The 15,494-nt window shown below is 74.4% G+C and carries 14 protein-coding genes; 8 read left to right on the forward strand and 6 right to left on the reverse strand.

The features are described from left to right. The gene (gene fabG / locus ACIQBJ_RS27865) at nucleotides 1-720 is read right to left on the reverse strand and encodes a 3-oxoacyl-[acyl-carrier-protein] reductase (protein WP_400715891.1); all 720 of its coding nucleotides are present in this window, start codon (nucleotides 718-720) and stop codon (nucleotides 1-3) included. A gap of 266 nt (nucleotides 721-986) precedes the next feature. On the opposite strand from fabG, the gene ACIQBJ_RS27870 reads away from it, so the two are divergent. The 6 genes from ACIQBJ_RS27870 (at nucleotide 987) to ACIQBJ_RS27895 (ending at nucleotide 6,705) form a co-directional block, all read left to right on the forward strand. Then, on the forward strand, nucleotides 987-2,117 hold the full coding sequence (locus ACIQBJ_RS27870) for an MBL fold metallo-hydrolase (RefSeq protein WP_400715893.1): 1,131 nt from the start codon (nucleotides 987-989) through the stop codon (nucleotides 2,115-2,117). A gap of 160 nt (nucleotides 2,118-2,277) precedes the next feature. Continuing rightward, nucleotides 2,278-3,804, forward strand: coding sequence for a TldD/PmbA family protein (locus ACIQBJ_RS27875; RefSeq protein WP_400715895.1), 1,527 nt, complete (start codon nucleotides 2,278-2,280; stop codon nucleotides 3,802-3,804). Beyond that, on the forward strand, nucleotides 3,804-5,198 hold the full coding sequence (locus ACIQBJ_RS27880) for a metallopeptidase TldD-related protein (protein WP_400715897.1): 1,395 nt from the start codon (nucleotides 3,804-3,806) through the stop codon (nucleotides 5,196-5,198). The genes ACIQBJ_RS27875 and ACIQBJ_RS27880 overlap by 1 nt, the downstream gene beginning before the upstream one ends. A gap of 29 nt (nucleotides 5,199-5,227) precedes the next feature. Beyond that, nucleotides 5,228-5,776: an RNA 2'-phosphotransferase gene (locus tag ACIQBJ_RS27885; protein ID WP_400715899.1), complete on the forward strand. Its 549-nt coding sequence runs from the start codon at nucleotides 5,228-5,230 to the stop codon at nucleotides 5,774-5,776. Nucleotides 5,777-5,870: 94 nt separating this feature from the next. Continuing rightward, nucleotides 5,871-6,218: a DUF3099 domain-containing protein gene (locus ACIQBJ_RS27890; RefSeq protein ID WP_400715901.1), complete on the forward strand. Its 348-nt coding sequence runs from the start codon at nucleotides 5,871-5,873 to the stop codon at nucleotides 6,216-6,218. A 223-nt stretch (nucleotides 6,219-6,441) separates the two neighbouring features. After that, nucleotides 6,442-6,705, forward strand: a complete 264-nt coding sequence (locus ACIQBJ_RS27895) for a hypothetical protein (protein ID WP_400715903.1) — start codon at nucleotides 6,442-6,444, stop codon at nucleotides 6,703-6,705. Between the two features lie 7 nt (nucleotides 6,706-6,712). Here ACIQBJ_RS27895 and moaA read toward each other — a convergent pair whose 3' ends face one another. The 4 genes from moaA to ACIQBJ_RS27915 form a co-directional block, all read right to left on the reverse strand. Then, nucleotides 6,713-7,702: a GTP 3',8-cyclase MoaA gene (moaA, locus tag ACIQBJ_RS27900; protein WP_400715905.1), complete on the reverse strand. Its 990-nt coding sequence runs from the start codon at nucleotides 7,700-7,702 to the stop codon at nucleotides 6,713-6,715. Nucleotides 7,703-7,797: 95 nt separating this feature from the next. Continuing rightward, complete coding sequence (locus ACIQBJ_RS27905) at nucleotides 7,798-9,414, reverse strand: cation acetate symporter (RefSeq protein ID WP_400715907.1); 1,617 nt, start codon at nucleotides 9,412-9,414, stop codon at nucleotides 7,798-7,800. Further along, on the reverse strand, nucleotides 9,411-9,788 hold the full coding sequence (locus tag ACIQBJ_RS27910) for a DUF485 domain-containing protein (protein WP_400715909.1): 378 nt from the start codon (nucleotides 9,786-9,788) through the stop codon (nucleotides 9,411-9,413). The genes ACIQBJ_RS27905 and ACIQBJ_RS27910 overlap by 4 nt, the downstream gene beginning before the upstream one ends. Before the next feature lie 211 nt (nucleotides 9,789-9,999). Further along, nucleotides 10,000-11,043, reverse strand: a complete 1,044-nt coding sequence (locus tag ACIQBJ_RS27915; protein WP_400715911.1) for a zinc-dependent alcohol dehydrogenase family protein — start codon at nucleotides 11,041-11,043, stop codon at nucleotides 10,000-10,002. A 123-nt stretch (nucleotides 11,044-11,166) separates the two neighbouring features. Between ACIQBJ_RS27915 and ACIQBJ_RS27920 the strand changes: the two genes are divergently transcribed. Continuing rightward, nucleotides 11,167-12,165 carry a DEDDh family exonuclease gene (locus tag ACIQBJ_RS27920; RefSeq protein WP_400715913.1) on the forward strand — a complete coding sequence of 333 codons (999 nt, stop codon included), beginning with the start codon at nucleotides 11,167-11,169 and terminating at the stop codon, nucleotides 12,163-12,165. Between the two features lie 31 nt (nucleotides 12,166-12,196). Continuing rightward, nucleotides 12,197-13,006, forward strand: coding sequence for an SURF1 family protein (locus ACIQBJ_RS27925; protein ID WP_400715915.1), 810 nt, complete (start codon nucleotides 12,197-12,199; stop codon nucleotides 13,004-13,006). A gap of 25 nt (nucleotides 13,007-13,031) precedes the next feature. Here ACIQBJ_RS27925 and ACIQBJ_RS27930 read toward each other — a convergent pair whose 3' ends face one another. Beyond that, nucleotides 13,032-15,323 (reverse strand): SpoIIE family protein phosphatase, encoded by a 2,292-nt coding sequence (locus ACIQBJ_RS27930; protein WP_400715917.1) that lies wholly within the window; start codon nucleotides 15,321-15,323, stop codon nucleotides 13,032-13,034. Between the last annotated feature and the right edge of the window lie 171 nt (nucleotides 15,324-15,494).

Genomic DNA, 15,494 nt, shown 5'->3' on the forward strand with positions numbered 1-15,494 from the left:
TCAGTTCCCCATGCCCAATCCGCCGTCCACGGGAATGACGGCTCCGGTGATGTACGCGGCCTCGGGGGAGGCCAGGAACCGCACGGCCGAGGCGATCTCGGCGGGGGCGGCGTAACGGCCCAGCGGCACGTCGGCGACGATCTCCTTGCGGCGCTCCTCGCTGAGCACCGCGGTCATGTCGGTGTCGACGAAGCCGGGCGCCACCACGTTGACGGTGATGTTGCGCGGGCCGAACTCGCGGGCGAGGGAGCGGGCGAGACCGACCAGGCCGGCCTTGGAGGCGGCGTAGTTGGCCTGGCCGGCCGAGCCGCTGAGGCCGACGACGGAGGAGATCAGCACGATGCTGCCCTTGCGGGCGCGCAGCAGCTTCGCGGCGGCCCGCTTGACCACCCGGAAGGTGCCGGTGAGGTTGGTGTCCAGGACGGAGGTGAAGTCGTCCTCGGACATCCGCAGCATCAGGGTGTCCTTGGTGATGCCGGCGTTGGCGACCAGCACCTCGACCGGGCCGTGCGCGGCCTCGATCTCGGTGAAGGCGGCGTCGACCTGCGCGGCGTCGGTGATGTCGGCGCGGACGGCGAGCACGTCGTACTTGGCGAGTTCGGCCGGGACCTCGCCGTTGCGGCTGGTGATCGCGACCTTGTCGCCCGCCTCCGCGAAGCTCTGGGCGATCGCCAGGCCGATGCCCCGGTTACCTCCGGTGACCAGTACCGAGCGGCTCAAGGGTCCACCTCTCTCTCGATTCGCGTGCGCGACTGCGGCGCGTTCGCAAGCGCAGTTCACCAGCGACGCTATCGGTAGGGTGCGAGGTCGGGCGAAGCGGCCTCCGACAGGCGCGCCCGGTGAGAACTGTCGTATCCCGACAACGATCCCGACGGCGGGAGGGCGGCGGTGCGGCGGGGAACGCCGGGCCGGTGGCGGGCGTTGCCCCGGGGGTGTTCCGGAGCGTCCGGGGCGCCTGTCGATGCGAGCCGATCGGAGCGGACGCGATGAGTGGTGCAGATCCTGGCCGGACCGGCCGCCGGGCACTGACGGCGGTGGCGGCGCTGGCGGTGGCGGGCGCGGCGGCGTGGGCGCTGCGCGAACTGCCGGCCCAGTTCGGCCGCCGGCCGGACCCGCTGGACCCCCGGGTGCGGGTGTCCCCGCAGTTCCGCGACGGGGTGTTCCACAACGCGCCGTCCGCGCTGGCCCCCGCCGCCCCGGGCGTGCCGGACGCGGGGACGCTGCGCCGGATGCTGCTGGACAAGGACGGGCGGCTGCCCGCCGGGACGGTCCCGCTGGCCCGCCCGGAGGTCCCGGCCACCGCGGCCGAGGGCGTGGCGGTGACCTGGTTCGGGCACGCCTCGGCGCTGCTGGAGCTGGACGGCTGCCGGGTGCTGGTCGACCCGGTCTGGTCGGACCGCTGCTCGCCCTCGCACCTGGCGGGCCCGAAGCGGCTGCACCCGGTGCCGGTGGAGCTGGCGGCGCTGCCGCAGGTCGACGCGGTGCTGATCTCGCACGACCACTACGACCACCTGGACATGGCGACGGTGCGGCGGCTGATCACCCTGCAGTCGGCGCCGTTCGCGGTGCCGCTGGGCATCGGCGGGCACCTGCGCCGCTGGGGCGTGCCGGAGCACCGGATCATCGAACTGGACTGGGACGAGACCTGCACGCTCGGCGAGCTGTCGCTGACCCTGACGGCGGCGCACCACTTCTCCGGCCGCGGCCTGACCCGGAACACCACGCTGTGGGGCTCCTGGGTGGTGGCCGGACCGGAGCGGCGGGTGTTCTTCACCGGCGACTCGGGCTACTTCGAGGGCTTCGCCCGGATCGGCGAGCAGCACGGCCCGTTCGACGCGGCGCTGATGGCGATCGGCGCGTACGACGCGGCCTGGGCGGACATCCACCTGAACCCGGAGGAGGCGGTCCGGGCGCACCTGGAGCTGCGCGGCGGCCTGCTGCTGCCGATCCACTGGTGCACCTTCAACCTGGCGCCGCACCGCTGGGCGGAGCCGGTGGAGCGGCTGCTGGCGGAGGCGAAGCAGCAGGGGGTGCCGCTGGCGGTGCCGCGGCCGGGGCAGCGGGTCGAGGTGGCGAACCCGCCGGAGCTGGACGGCTGGTGGGAGGCGCTGGCCTGAGCCCCCTCCGGCGGCGGACCGGCCGACGGACCGACTGACGGTCCGTCAGGGCGCGCGGTGATATTTGCTGGCCGTACGCCCTGCGGAGCGGGATGATGCGGGCGGGTGCGTCCTCGGCCGGGGGCGGCCCGTCGCTCCGACCCTCGATCCAGGGAGCCCGATGCCCCCCTCCGCGCTGGACCCTCAGTTCCTCTCCCTCCCGTTGCGCCCGCTGGCGGACGCCGCGCTGTCGCGGGCACGCCTGCTGGGCGTCTCGCACGCCGACTTCCGCCTGGAGCGGGTCCGTTCGGCGTCCTGGCGGCTGCGGGACGCCCGCCCGTCCGGCTCCTCGGACACGGTGCAGCTGGGCTTCGCCGTCCGGGTGCTGCTGGACGGCGCGTGGGGCTTCGCCGCGGGGGTGGACCTGACGCCGCGGGCCGCGGAGGCGGTCGCCGAGCAGGCGGTGGCGGTGGCCCGGCTGTCGGGCGGGATCAGCCGCGCGGCGGGCTCGACGGAGCGGGTCGAGCTGGCCCCTGAGCCCGCCTACCCGGACGCCGAGTGGGTCTCCGCGTACGAGGTGAACCCGTTCGAGGTGCCGGACGCGGAGAAGACCGGCCTGCTGGCCGACTGGTCGGCCCGGCTGCTGGCGGCGGACGGCGTCTCGCACGTGTCGGCGGCGGTGCTGACGGTGCAGGAGAACAAGTTCTACGCGGACACCGCGGGCACCGTCACCACCCAGCAGCGGGTGCGCCTGCACCCGTGGCTGGAGGCCACCAGCGTGGACGGGCGGACGGGCGCGTTCGACTCGATGCGCACCATCGCCCCGCCCGCGGGCCGGGGCTGGGAGTACCTGCGCGGGGTCGGCTGGGACTGGGACGCCGAACTGGCCGGGCTGCCCGGGCTGCTGGCGGAGAAGATGCGGGCGCCGGGCGTCGAGCCGGGCCGCTACGACCTGGTGATCGACCCGTCCAACCTGTGGCTGACCATCCACGAGTCGATCGGCCACGCCACCGAGCTGGACCGCGCGCTCGGCTACGAGGCCGCCTACGCGGGCACCTCCTTCGCCACCTTCGACCGGCTGGGCACGCTGAAGTACGGCTCGGAGCTGATGCACGTCACCGGCGACCGGACGGCCGAGCACGGCCTGGCCACCATCGGGTACGACGACGAGGGCGTGGCCACCCAGTCCTGGGACCTGATCCGCGACGGCGTCCTGGTCGGGTACCAACTCGACCGCCCGATGGCGCAGTTGAAGGGCTTCGGCCGTTCCAACGGCTGCGCCTACGCGGACTCCCCCGCGCACGTGCCGGTGCAGCGGATGGCCAACGTCTCGCTCCGGCCGGCCGTCGACGGGCCGGACACCGCGGGCCTGGTCTCGCAGGTGGAGGACGGGCTGTACATCGTCGGCGACCGCTCCTGGTCGATCGACATGCAGCGCTACAACTTCCAGTTCACCGGCCAGCGCGCCTACGCCATCCGGAACGGCGAACTCGCGGGCCAGGTCAAGGACTTCGCCTACCAGGCCACCACCACCGACTTCTGGGGCTCGATGAGCGCCGTCGGCGGCCCGCAGACGTACGTGCTCGGCGGGGCCTTCAACTGCGGCAAGGCCCAGCCGGGCCAGGTCGCCGCGGTCAGCCACGGCTGCCCGTCCGCGCTGTTCCGCCAGGTCAACGTGCTCAACACCCAGCAGGAGGCGGGTCACTGATGTCCCTCACGCACCCCCACGAGCTGGTGGAACGCGCCCTGGAGCTGTCCCGCGCCGACGGCTGCGTGGTGATCGCCGACGAGGAGTCCACCGCCAACCTGCGCTGGGCCGGCAACGCCCTGACCACCAACGGCGTCACCCGCGGCCGCCGCCTCACCGTGATCGCCACGGTGGACGGCGCCGAGGGCACCGCCACCGGCGTGGTCGCCCAGGAGGCCGTCACGCTCGACGACGTCGAGCGGCTGGTGCGCGCCGCCGAGGCCGCCGCCCGGACCGCCGGACCCGCCGAGGACGCCCGGCCGCTGATCGCCGACCGCCCCGCCGACCCGCGCTTCACCGAGGCCCCGGCCACCACCGACATCGGCGTCTTCGGCACCCTCGCGCCCGCCCTCGGCGAGGCCTTCGCCCGGGCCCGGGCCGGCGGCGAGCTGCTGTACGGCTTCGCCCGGCACGAGCACACCTCCAGCTACCTGGGCAGCTCGACGGGCCTGCGGCTGCGCCACGACCAGCCCACCGGCAGCTTCGAGCTGAACGCCAAGACCGCCGACCTGACGGGCTCGGCCTGGGCGGGCGCCGCCACCCGGGACTTCACCGACGTGGACGTCGCCGCCCTGCACGCCGACCTGACCCGCCGGCTCGGCTGGGGCCGCACGAAGGTCGAGCTGCCGGCCGGACGCTACGAGGCGATCCTGCCGCCCTCGGCGGTCGCCGACCTGATGGTCTACCTGTCCTGGTCGGCCGGCGCGCGGGACGCCGCCGAGGGCCGCTCGGTGTTCTCGAAGGCCGGCGGGGGGACCCGGGTCGGCGAGCGGATCGGCACGCTGCCGCTGACCCTGCGCTCCGACCCGGCCGAACCCGGCCTGGAGGCCGCCCCGTTCGTGCTCACGCACTCCTCCGGCGAGAACGACTCGGTGTTCGACAACGGCGCGCCGCTGGCCGCCACCGACTGGCTGCGCGAGGGCCGCCTCGCCCACCTGCTGACCACCCGGCACTCCGCCGGTCTGGCCGGACTGCCGGTCACCCCGCCGATCAACAACCTGGTGCTGGAGACCTCCGCGCCGGACGCGCCGACGCTGGCCGAGATGATCGCCCGCACCGAGCGCGGCCTGCTGCTCACCTGCCTCTGGTACATCCGCGAGGTCGACCCGGCCACCCTGCTGCTCACCGGCCTGACCAGGGACGGCGTCTACCTGGTGGAGAACGGCGAGGTGGTGGGCGCGGTCAACAACTTCCGCTTCAACGAGTCCCCGGTGGACCTGCTCGGCCGGATCACCGAAGTGGGCCGCACCGAACGCTGCCTGCCCCGCGAGTGGGGCGACTGGTTCACCCGGACGGCGATGCCGCCGGTCCGGGTGCCCGACTTCCACATGAGCTCGGTCAGTCAGGCCTCCTGACCGGCCGCCGTACCCCGAGGGGGACCCCGATGGACGAGAAACGCACGGTCAAGACGTCGAAGACGCTCTCCCGCATCCTGCGGCACGACCCGGGCGCGGTCGGGGTCGCCCTCGACCCGGCGGGCTGGGTCGCGGTCGACACCCTGCTCGCCGCCCTGGCCCGGCACGGCCGCCCGCTGACCAGGGCCGAGCTGGACCACGTGGTGGAGACCAACAACAAGCGCCGCTTCGCCTACTCCGAGGACGGCCGCTCGATCCGGGCCAGCCAGGGCCACACCGTCGAGGTCGACCTCGGCCTGCCCGCCGTCACCCCGCCCGAGGTGCTGTTCCACGGCACCGCCGAACGCACCCTGCGGTACATCCTGGCCGAGGGCCTGCGCCCGATGAGCCGGCAGGACGTCCACCTCTCCGCCGACACGGAGACGGCCGTCAAGGTCGGCTCCCGGCACGGCCGCCCGGTCGTGCTGGCGGTGGACGCGGCGGCGATGGCCGCCGCCGGGCACGAGTTCCGGGTCTCCGCGAACGGCGTCTGGCTGACCGACGCGGTGCCCGTGCAGTACCTGCGCCGCACGCCCTGACCGCCGCGCCGGACCCTCGTGGGTCCGGCGGGCGTCAGCGGGGTTACGGTGGTCGGGCGTCAGACGCCGGAACCGACCGAGGATGGATGGCAACATGCCCAAGAGCGCGGACGACGGCCAGGTCTTCCGGATCACCGGGGCCCGCAGCAGCCTGACCGAGGACGTCCGGGGGCGGCAGCGCCGCTACGTCGTGTCGATGCTGATCCGCACCGCCTGCGTGCTGCTCGGCGTGATCCTCTGGGACGTGCAGCGCTGGCTCGCCTACGGCGCGCTGGCCGGCGGCCTGCTGCTGCCCTACTTCGCCGTCCTGATCGCCAACGCCGGCCGCGAGCGGGCGCCCGGCCTGCCCTCGACCTTCGCCTTCTCCCCGGACACCCCGCTGATGCTGGGCCCGGGCGGCACAGGTGGCGGCGGGGCGACGGAGAAGCGTCCGCAGGATTGAGCTTCCCTCAAGCCCCTTGCCCGGCTTGTCCGTTCCTGTGGCGGTATGACCGGCCGAAAGCTCAGACCATCCTCAAATTAATCATCGGACAGTAACGCCCCCCGTCCCCGGGCGTGCCATACTTCCTTAGCGCTCCGCATCCCCCGTCGGAGCGACGGACCGACGCCGGGCAGCTCCCCCCGTGGCTGCCCGGCGTCGTCATGCCCGGGCATAGGATCGCCCCATGGACACCCCCGCGCACCCCCTCTTCGGCACCTCCGCCGCCGCCCCCGCCACCCCGGACGGCCCCCCGAAGTGCTCCGCCAAGGGCTGCCGCGACCGCGCCACCTGGTCCCTGCTGTGGAACAACCCCAAGCTCCACACCCCCGACCGCCGCAAGACCTGGCTCGCCTGCGACGAGCACCGCGAGTCCCTCGGCCGGTTCCTCGCCGTCCGCGGCTTCCTCAAGGACACCGAGCCCTTCCCGGGCGACCCCGACCGGTCCTGACGGACCGTCAGCCGCCGATCGCGGACATCGGGCGCTCGGGCTGGTGGAAGCCGGGGCCGTCGATGCCCGCGCCGGCCTTCTTGCCCCACATCGCCGCCCGCCAGAGCGCGGCCAGTTCGGCGTCGTCCGCACCGGAGCGCAGCGCGCCGCGCAGGTCGGTCTCGCCGGTGGCGAACAGGCAGTTGCGGACCTGACCGTCGGCGGTCAGCCGGGTGCGGTCGCAGGCCCGGCAGAACGGCCGGGTGACCGAGGCGATCACGCCGACGGTGGCGGGGCCGCCGTCGACCAGCCAGCGTTCGGCGGGGGCGGCGCCGCGGTCGGCGGAGGGCTCGGGGGTGAGGGTGAAGCGGGCCCGCAGCAGGTCGAGGATCTCCTCCGCGGTGACCATCCGGGTGCGGTCCCAGCCGTGCTGGGCGTCCAGCGGCATCTGCTCGATGAAGCGCAGCTGGTAGCCGTGCTCCAGGGCCCAGCCGAGCAGGTCGGCGGCCTCGTGCTCGTTGACGCCGCGCATCAGGACGGCGTTCAGCTTGACCGGGCGCAGTCCGGCGGCCCCGGCGGCGGCCAGCCCGTCGAGCACGTCCCGGTGGCGCTTGCGCCGGGTGAGCCGCTCGAAGGTGTCCGGGTCGAGGGTGTCGAGCGAGACGTTGACCCGGTCGACGCCGGCGTCCCGCAGCGCGGAGGCGGTCCGGGCCAGGCCGATGCCGTTGGTGGTGAGCGAGATCTCGGGGCGCGGCTCCAGCGCGGCGCAGGCGGCGACGATCGGCACCAGGCCGGGGCGGAGCAGCGGTTCGCCGCCGGTGAAGCGGACCTCGCGGACGCCGAGGTCGCGGACCGCGATCCGGACCAGCCGGACGATCTCCTCGTCCGTGAGCAGCTCGGGCTTGCCGAGCCAGCTCAGGCCCTCCTCGGGCATGCAGTAGGTGCAGCGCAGGTTGCACCGGTCGGTGAGTGAGACCCGCAGGTCGACGGCCTGCCGGCCGTGGGTGTCGAGGAGCATCCCGGCCCGCCCTTCCCTGGTGAGCCTGCCGGCCCGGCCGCTGGGGTGCGGCCGGGCCAGCTTAGCGGGGCTCCCGGGCGGGGCGGGGCGGTCGGTCAGTGGGCGCCGAGGCCGGTGAGCGAACGGACCTCCAGTTCGGCGTACTTCGCCGGGTCGGCCTTCTCCCGGGACAGGTAGGTGCCGACCACGCCGGCCAGGAAGCCGACCGGGATGGAGACCAGGCCGGGGTTCTCCAGCGGGAACCAGGAGAAGTCGCTGTGCGGGAAGAGCGAGGTCTTCGGGTTGCCGGAGACCACCGGGGAGAAGATCACCAGGGTGACGGCGGTGACCAGGCCCGCGTAGGTGGAGGCGACCGCGCCGGTGGTGTTGAACCGCTTCCAGAACAGCGAGTAGAGCAGGGTGGGCAGGTTGGCGGAGGCGGCGACCGCGAAGGCGAGCGCGACCAGCGCGGCGGCGTTCAGCTTGTCCGCGAAGATCGACAGCGCGATGGCGATCGCGCCGATCGCGACGGCGGCGAGCTTGGCGCTGGCCACCTCCTCCTTCTCGGTGGCCTTGCCGCGGCGGATCACGTTGGCCCAGAGGTCGTGGGCGAAGGAGGACGAGGAGGCCAGGGTGAGCCCGGCGACCACGGCCAGGATGGTGGCGAAGGCGACCGCGGAGATCACCGCGAGCAGCACCGCGCCGCCGGTGGTGCCGGCGCCGCCGCCGAGGTGCTCGGCGAGCAGCGGGGCGGCGGTGTTGCCGGACTTGTCGGCGGCCAGCGCCTTGCGGCCGACCAGCGCGGCGGCGCCGAAGCCGAGGGCGAGGGTCATCAGGTAGAAGACGCCGATGATGCCGATCGACCAGAGCACGGACTTCCGGGCGGTGCGCGCGGTGGGCACGGTGTAGAAGCGCACCAGGATGTGCGGCAGCGCGGCGGTGCCGAGCACCAGGGCGATGCCGAGGCTGAGGAAGTTGAGCTTGGTGGTGCCGGTGGCCCCGTACTTGAGGCCGGGCTGGAGGAACTTGTCGCCGCTGCCGCTGGCCTTGGCGGCGGCGCCGAGCAGCTCGGACAGGTTGAAGTGGAACTTGGCCAGCACCAGCAGGGTCATCAGTCCGGCGCCGGCGATCAGCAGCACGGCCTTGATGATCTGCACCCAGGTGGTGCCCTTCATGCCGCCGATGGTCACGTACAGCACCATCAGGGTGCCGACCGCGACGATGGTCCAGCGCTTGGCGGCGTCGCTCTCGGCGCCGAGCAGCAGCGAGACCAGCGAGCCGGCGCCGACCATCTGGGCCAGCAGGTAGAAGATCGACACCACGATGGTGGACAGGCCGGCGGCGGTCCGCACCGGGCGCTGGCGCATCCGGAAGGCCAGCACGTCGGCCATGGTGTAGCGGCCGGAGTTGCGCAGCGGTTCGGCGACCAGCAGCAGCGCGACCAGCCAGGCGACCAGGAAGCCGATGGAGTACAGGAAGCCGTCGTAGCCGGAGAGCGCGATCGCGCCGGTGATGCCGAGGAAGGAGGCGGCCGACATGTAGTCGCCGGAGATCGCCAGGCCGTTCTGGAAGCCGGTGAAGCTGCGGCCGCCGGCGTAGAAGTCGGAGGCGTCGCGGTTGTTGCGACCGGCCCAGAGCGTGATGCCGAGGGTGGCCAGGACGAACAGCCCGAACAGGGACATGATCAGGGTGCGGTGCTCGCCCGCCGGGCCGGCGGCCAGGTGCGTCATCATTCGGCTGCCTCCTCGGGCACGGCGGAGCGGTCGACGGGCTGGGCGGGCAGCGCGGCCTCGGCGCGGCCGCGGATGACGGCGGCGCGCGGGTCGAGCCGGCGGTCGGCGAACCGGGCGTACCAGGCGGCGATCGCGAAGGTGCTGGCGAACTGCAGGAGGCCGAGCACCAGGGCGAGGTTGATGTTGCCGACGACCTTGGTGCTCATGAAGCCGGGGGCGTAGCAGCTGAGCAGGACGTACAGCAGGTACCAGAGGACGAATCCGGCCGTCACCGGGAATGCGAAGTTCCGGAAGGAGCTGCGCAGTTGGCGGAACTCGGCGGTCTCCTCGATACGTTGGAACGATTCGGGGACTGAATCGGGCGGGGGTGCCACGCGGGTCTCCTGACGTCTTCGGGTCTTCGGACGATCAGATGGACGTGAGGGACGTCACATTGAGTGCGCTGCATGCTAGATCGAGGACCCGGTGCCGAGAAGCTTCCCCACGCGACATGGCCGAAAACTGACCAGAACACGCCACCGGGGCGACCGTTTTACGGCCGCCCCGGTGTGATGATCTGTCAAATATGCCTGCTCAGCAGGGAGTTCAGAAGGCGATCCGGACCTTCAGCGCCGTCCGCTCGTCCATCGCCCGGTAGCCCTCCGGCACCCCGTCCAGGCCCACCGTGCGGTCGAACACCTTCCCCGGGTCGATCGCGCCGGAGAGCACGTCGGGCAGCAGCTCGGGGATGTACGCCCGGGCCGGGGCCACCCCGCCGCGCAGCTGCACGTTCCGGTTGAACATCTGGCCGATGTCGACGCCCGCGCTGCCGCCGTGCGGCACGCCCACGTAGCCGACCGCGCCGCCGTCCCGGGCGATCGAGATCGCCGTCCGCATCGACTGCTCGGTGCCGACCGCCTCCAGCACGGCGTGCGCGCCCAGGCCGCCGGTCAGCTCGCGGACCGCCTCGACCGCGGCGTCGCCGCGCTCGGCGACCACGTCGGTGGCGCCGAAGGAGCGGGCGATCGCCGTCCGGCCCTCGTGCCGGCCGAGCGCGATGATCCGGCCCGCGCCGAGCCGGTGCGCGGCCAGCACGCCGCACAGGCCGACCGCGCCGTCGCCGACCACCGCGACCGTCGCGCCGGGCCGCACGCCCGCCGAGACCGCGGCGTGGTGGCCGGTCGCCATCACGTCGGAGAGCGCCAGCAGGCCGGGCAGCAGCTTCTCGTCCCCGGCCGCCTCCTTCGGCAGCTTCACCAGGGTGCCGTCCGCGAACGGCACCCGGACCGCCTCGCCCTGCCCGCCGTCCGAGCCCGGGGTGCCCCAGAACCCGCCGTGCGGGCAGGAGGTCTGCAGGCCCTCGCGGCAGAACTCGCAGACGCCGTCCGACCACATGAACGGGGCCACCACCAGGTCACCGGCCGCCAGGTCGCGCACCTCGGCGCCGACCTCCTCGACGAAGCCCAGGAACTCGTGCCCGATCCGCTGCCCGGCCTCCCGCTTCGCCACCCCCCGGTACGCCCACAGGTCGCTGCCGCAGACGCAGGCGTTCAGCACCCGCACCACCGCGTCGGTGGGGCGCTCGATCCGCGGGTCGGGCACCTCCTCGATCCGGATGTCCTGGGGGCCGTGGATCACGGTGGCGCGCATGAGGGGTGTCCTTCGGTGCAGAGGCGGGTGCAGGGTTTCGCACCCTCGTTCCACTGTAAGCACGGCCACGCTCCGGGCATTCCGGCCGGAGCCGTCCGCCGTCCCCCGTTACAGTGGTGCGTTATGCACTCGTCCTTCACCCCGTCGCCGTTCCCGGCCCAGCGCACCGGCCCCGACGGGGCCGGGGCCCGCGGCTTCGCCGTGGTCGACGTCGAGACCACCGGTCTCGGCCGCACCGACCGGGTGATCTCGGCGGGCGTCTACCAGCTGGACGCGGACGGCGAGGTCACCGACCACTGGTACACCCTGGTCAACCCGGAGCGCGACCCCGGCCCGGTCTGGATCCACGGCCTGACCAGCGAGGCGCTGGAGGGCGCGCCGACCTTCCCGGAGGTCGCCGCCGAGTTCGCCGAGCGGCTGCGCGGCCGGGTGATGGTGGCGCACAACGCCCTGTTCGACTGGAACATGATCTCCCGCGAGTTCTCCCGGGCCGGCCTGGCCGCCCCGGTCGAGCAGCGGCTGTGCACCATGGTGCTGGCCCGGGACCTGCGGCTGCCGCTGCCCAACGGCAAGCTCTCCTCGCTGGCCGCCCACTTCGGCGTCAGCCAGCGCCGGGCGCACCACGCGCTGGACGACGCCCGGGTGCTGGCCGAGGTGTTCCGGCCCTCGCTGCGGCTGGCCCGGGACGGCGGCGTCCCGCTGCCGCTGACCGCCTGCGTGGCCGTCACCGACCTCGGCGAGGGCACCGCCCCCGCCGCCGCCCCGGCGGGCGGCCCGGCCCGGGGCTCCTGGGTCAGCTCCTACCGGCCCGCCCGCAAGCGCCCGGCCTGCCCGTACCCGAACCCGGGCCGCTGGGCGGACGGCTCCCCGCTGACGCAGGGCATGCGGGTGGCGATCAGCGGCGACACCGCCACCGAGCGCGAGCTGCTGGAGGACCGGGCGACCGAGGCCGGCCTGCACATCGCCTCCTCGGTGAGCCGGCTCACCAGCCTGCTGGTCACCAACGAGCCCGGCTCGTGGAGCGGCAAGGCCCGCAAGGCCCGCGAGTACGGCACCCCCGTGGTCGGCGAGGACGCCTTCCTGCAGCTGCTGCGGGAGGTCGCGCCGCACCCCGGTGCGTGACGCGGCGGTAAGGAGGATTAGCGTGCCGGGTGTGTACCGATTCCTGCTGTCCGCGCGCTGGGCGGCCGTCCTGCTGGTGGCCCTGGTGCTGATCCCCACCATGGTCCGGCTGGGCTTCTGGCAGTACCACCGGCACGAGGCCCGGGTCGCCCGCAACGACCTGGTGGCGCGCAACCTGGGCAGTCCGCCGGTCGCCTTCGACGGCCTCTCCTCCCCCGGCTGGTCCGTCCCCGGCGACCAGGTCTGGCGCACCGTCACCGCGCAGGGCCGCTACGACACCGCGCACGAGGTGGTGATCCGCGGCCGCACCGAGCCCGGCGGCAGCTCGATCGGCTACTTCGTGGTCACCCCGCTGGTGCTGGCCGACGGCCGGGGCTCGGTGCTGGTCAACCGCGGCTGGGTGGAGTCCGGCGCGGACGCCGCCAGCCTGCCCGCCGTCCCCGCCCCGCCGTCCGGCGAGGTCACCGTCACCGGGCGGCTGCGCGCCGACGAGACGTACGCCTCGCTGGGCGTGAAGAACCGCGGCGGCCTGCCCGAGCGGATGTACAAGGTGATCAACAGCGCCGAGCAGGCGAAGTACGCGGGCGCCACCGTGCTGGGCGGCTACCTGGAGCTGGCCTCCTCGCAGCCCGCGGCCGGCAACCCGCCGGAGCCGCTGGCCGAGCCCGGCCACTCCGACATCGGCCCGCACATGGCGTACGCCGTGCAGTGGTGGCTGTTCACCGCGCTGGTCCCGGTCGGCGTCGTGGTGATGGCCCGCCGCGAGGCCGGGCAGCGCGCCGCCGAGCGGGCCGCGGCCGCGGCGGCCGCCGCGGCGGAGCCGGTCGCCGCCGCGAACTGAGGCGCTTCACGGGGCCGGACGGCGGTCACGGGGCGGGCGGCGGCTCGATCGGCTGCTCGGCCCAGATGGTCTTGCCGTTGCGGGTGTACCGGCTGCCCCAGCGCTCGGTGAGCTGCGCGACCAGGTAGAGGCCGCGGCCGCCCTCGTCGGTGAGCCGGGCCCGGCGCATCCGCGGCTGGGTGGCGCTCGGGTCGGAGACCTCGCAGGTCAGCACCGAGGAGCGGATCAGCCGGACCAGCACCGGTCCGCCCGCGTACCGGATCGCGTTGGTGACCAGCTCGCTCAGCACCAGCTCGGTGGTGAATCCCAGCTCGCCGAGCCCCCACTCCTCCAGCTGCCGGGTGGCGGCCTCGCGCACCCCGGCGACGGCGGCCGGGTCGGCGTCGATGCTCCAGGCCGCGGTGGCCTCCGGCGGCACCGGGTGCAGCCGGGCCAGCAGCAGCGTCACGTCGTCGCCCTGCCCGGCGGTGGACATCTCGGCGACGATGGCCCGCCCGGCGGCGGCCAGGTCGCCGCCGAGCCCGGTCCGGCCGAGCCGGACGGCCAGCTGCGCCATCCCCTCGTCCAGGTCGCGGCTGCCGCCCTCGATCAGGCCGTCGGTGTAGAGCGCCAGCACGCTCCCGGCCGGCGGCACGCACTCGACGGTCTCGAACGGCAGCCCGCCGACGCCGAGCGGCGGCCCGGGGTTGACCGGCAGGTACTCGACCCGCCCGTCCGGGTGCACCAGCGCGGGCGGCGGGTGCCCGGCGCTGGCGGCCTGGCAGATCCCGGAGACCGGGTCGTAGACGGCGTACACGCAGGTCGCCCCGGACGGGTCGGCGACGCCGCGCTCGCGCTCCTCCTCGCTGCCCTCGACGACCAGTTGGGAGACCAGGTCGTCGAGGTGCACCAGCAGCTCGTCCGGCTCCAGGTCGAGGTCGGCCAGGGTCCGCACGGCGGTGCGCAGCCGCCCCATGGTGGCGCTGGCCTGCAGGCCGTGGCCGACCACGTCGCCGGCCACCAGGGCGACCCGGGCCGAGGAGAGCGGGATGACGTCGAACCAGTCGCCGCCGACGCCGGTCGCGGTGTCGGTGGGCCGGTAGACGCTGGCGGTGGTGGCGGCGGGCACCGTGGTCTCGGCGGGCGGCAGCAGCGAGCGCTGCAGGCCGACGGCGGCCCGGTGCTCGCGGGTGTAGCGGCGGGCGTTGTCGACGGCGAGCGCGGCCCGGGCGGCGATCTCCCGCAGCACCTCCAGGTCCTCGCGGGCGTACGGGCCCTCGGCGGGCGGGCGGTGCACGGTGATCCGGCCGAGCGGGCCGCCCCGGGTGTTCAGCGGGGCGCTCATGGTGGGCGGGTCGGCGGTGGCCGCGGCGGGCCGGCCCAGTTCGGCCCGGCCGATCGGGCCGAGCGGGCGGTCGTCGGGGCCGGGCGGCCCGGCGGTGGCGGTGCGGCGGACGGCGAGCGCGCCGTCCGCGCCGGGCTGCGGTTCGTCGCCGGTGAAGACGGCCTCGGCGATGTCCACCTCGGCGCGCCGCCCGAGGCCGGGCACCAGCACCCCGGCCAGGTCCTCGGCGGTGCCGACCACGGAGAGCGAGGCGCCGACGGCGGCGGTGGCCCGGTGCAGCACGTCGGCCCGCCGCCGGTACCGGTGCAGCTCGGTGACGTCGCCGAACAGCGCGGTCACCCCGATCAGCGAGCCGTCGGGGGCCTGCAGCCGGAACGCCTGGATCTCCATCACCGCCCCGGGGCCGGGGTCGTCCAGGGTGCGGATCGGCAGCTCGGCCCGGACCATCGGCTCCCCGGTGTCGATCACGTGCCGGAGGATCGCCTCGGCCGCCTCGGCGTCCCCGGGCTGCAGGAAGTCGCCCAGCCGGTGCCCGGCCAGGTTCTCCGGCAGGCCGGTGTAGGGCAGCAGCTGGGTGTTGGTGCGCAGCAGCCGCAGGTCGGAGTCGAAGACGGCGAGGCCGAGCCGGTCCTGGAGGAACAGTTCGCGGGTGAACGCCTCGTCCTGCCGCCGCCGGGCGACGGTGGCGGCGGGGGTGGCCAGCACCAGGGCGCGGACCTCGCCGCGCTCCCCGGCCAGCGGCAGCACCTGGTAGGAGACCTCGACCGGGGGGCCGTCGCCGCTGCGCAGCCGGACCTCGCCGGCCCGTTTGCCGAGCGCGTCGGCGTCGGCCTCGCCGTCGGCCAGCAGCTCCCGGGCGGGGCGGCCGGTGACCTGGGCGGCGTCCAGGGCGAGCAACTGCTCGGCGGCGGCGGTCCAGCCCACCACGCGTCCCGCGCCGTCGACCAGGGCGGCCGCGACACCGTCGATGTACGGCAACCGCCGACTGTCCATGCGCTGCACCTCGGGTGGGTGGTCCGGTCCCCCCATCTTCGACCGGTTCCGGGCCGCGCGCCATCGACGCCCGGTCCGCCGCCCGGCGGGCCACCCGGTCGGCCCGCACCCATTGACGTCCCGCAATGGTCTAGTCCAGATTGACGGTGCACCGTCCGGAACCCGCTCTTT

This window comes from Kitasatospora sp. NPDC088391 (assembly GCF_044753345.1).
Lineage (GTDB): Bacteria > Actinomycetota > Actinomycetes > Streptomycetales > Streptomycetaceae > Kitasatospora.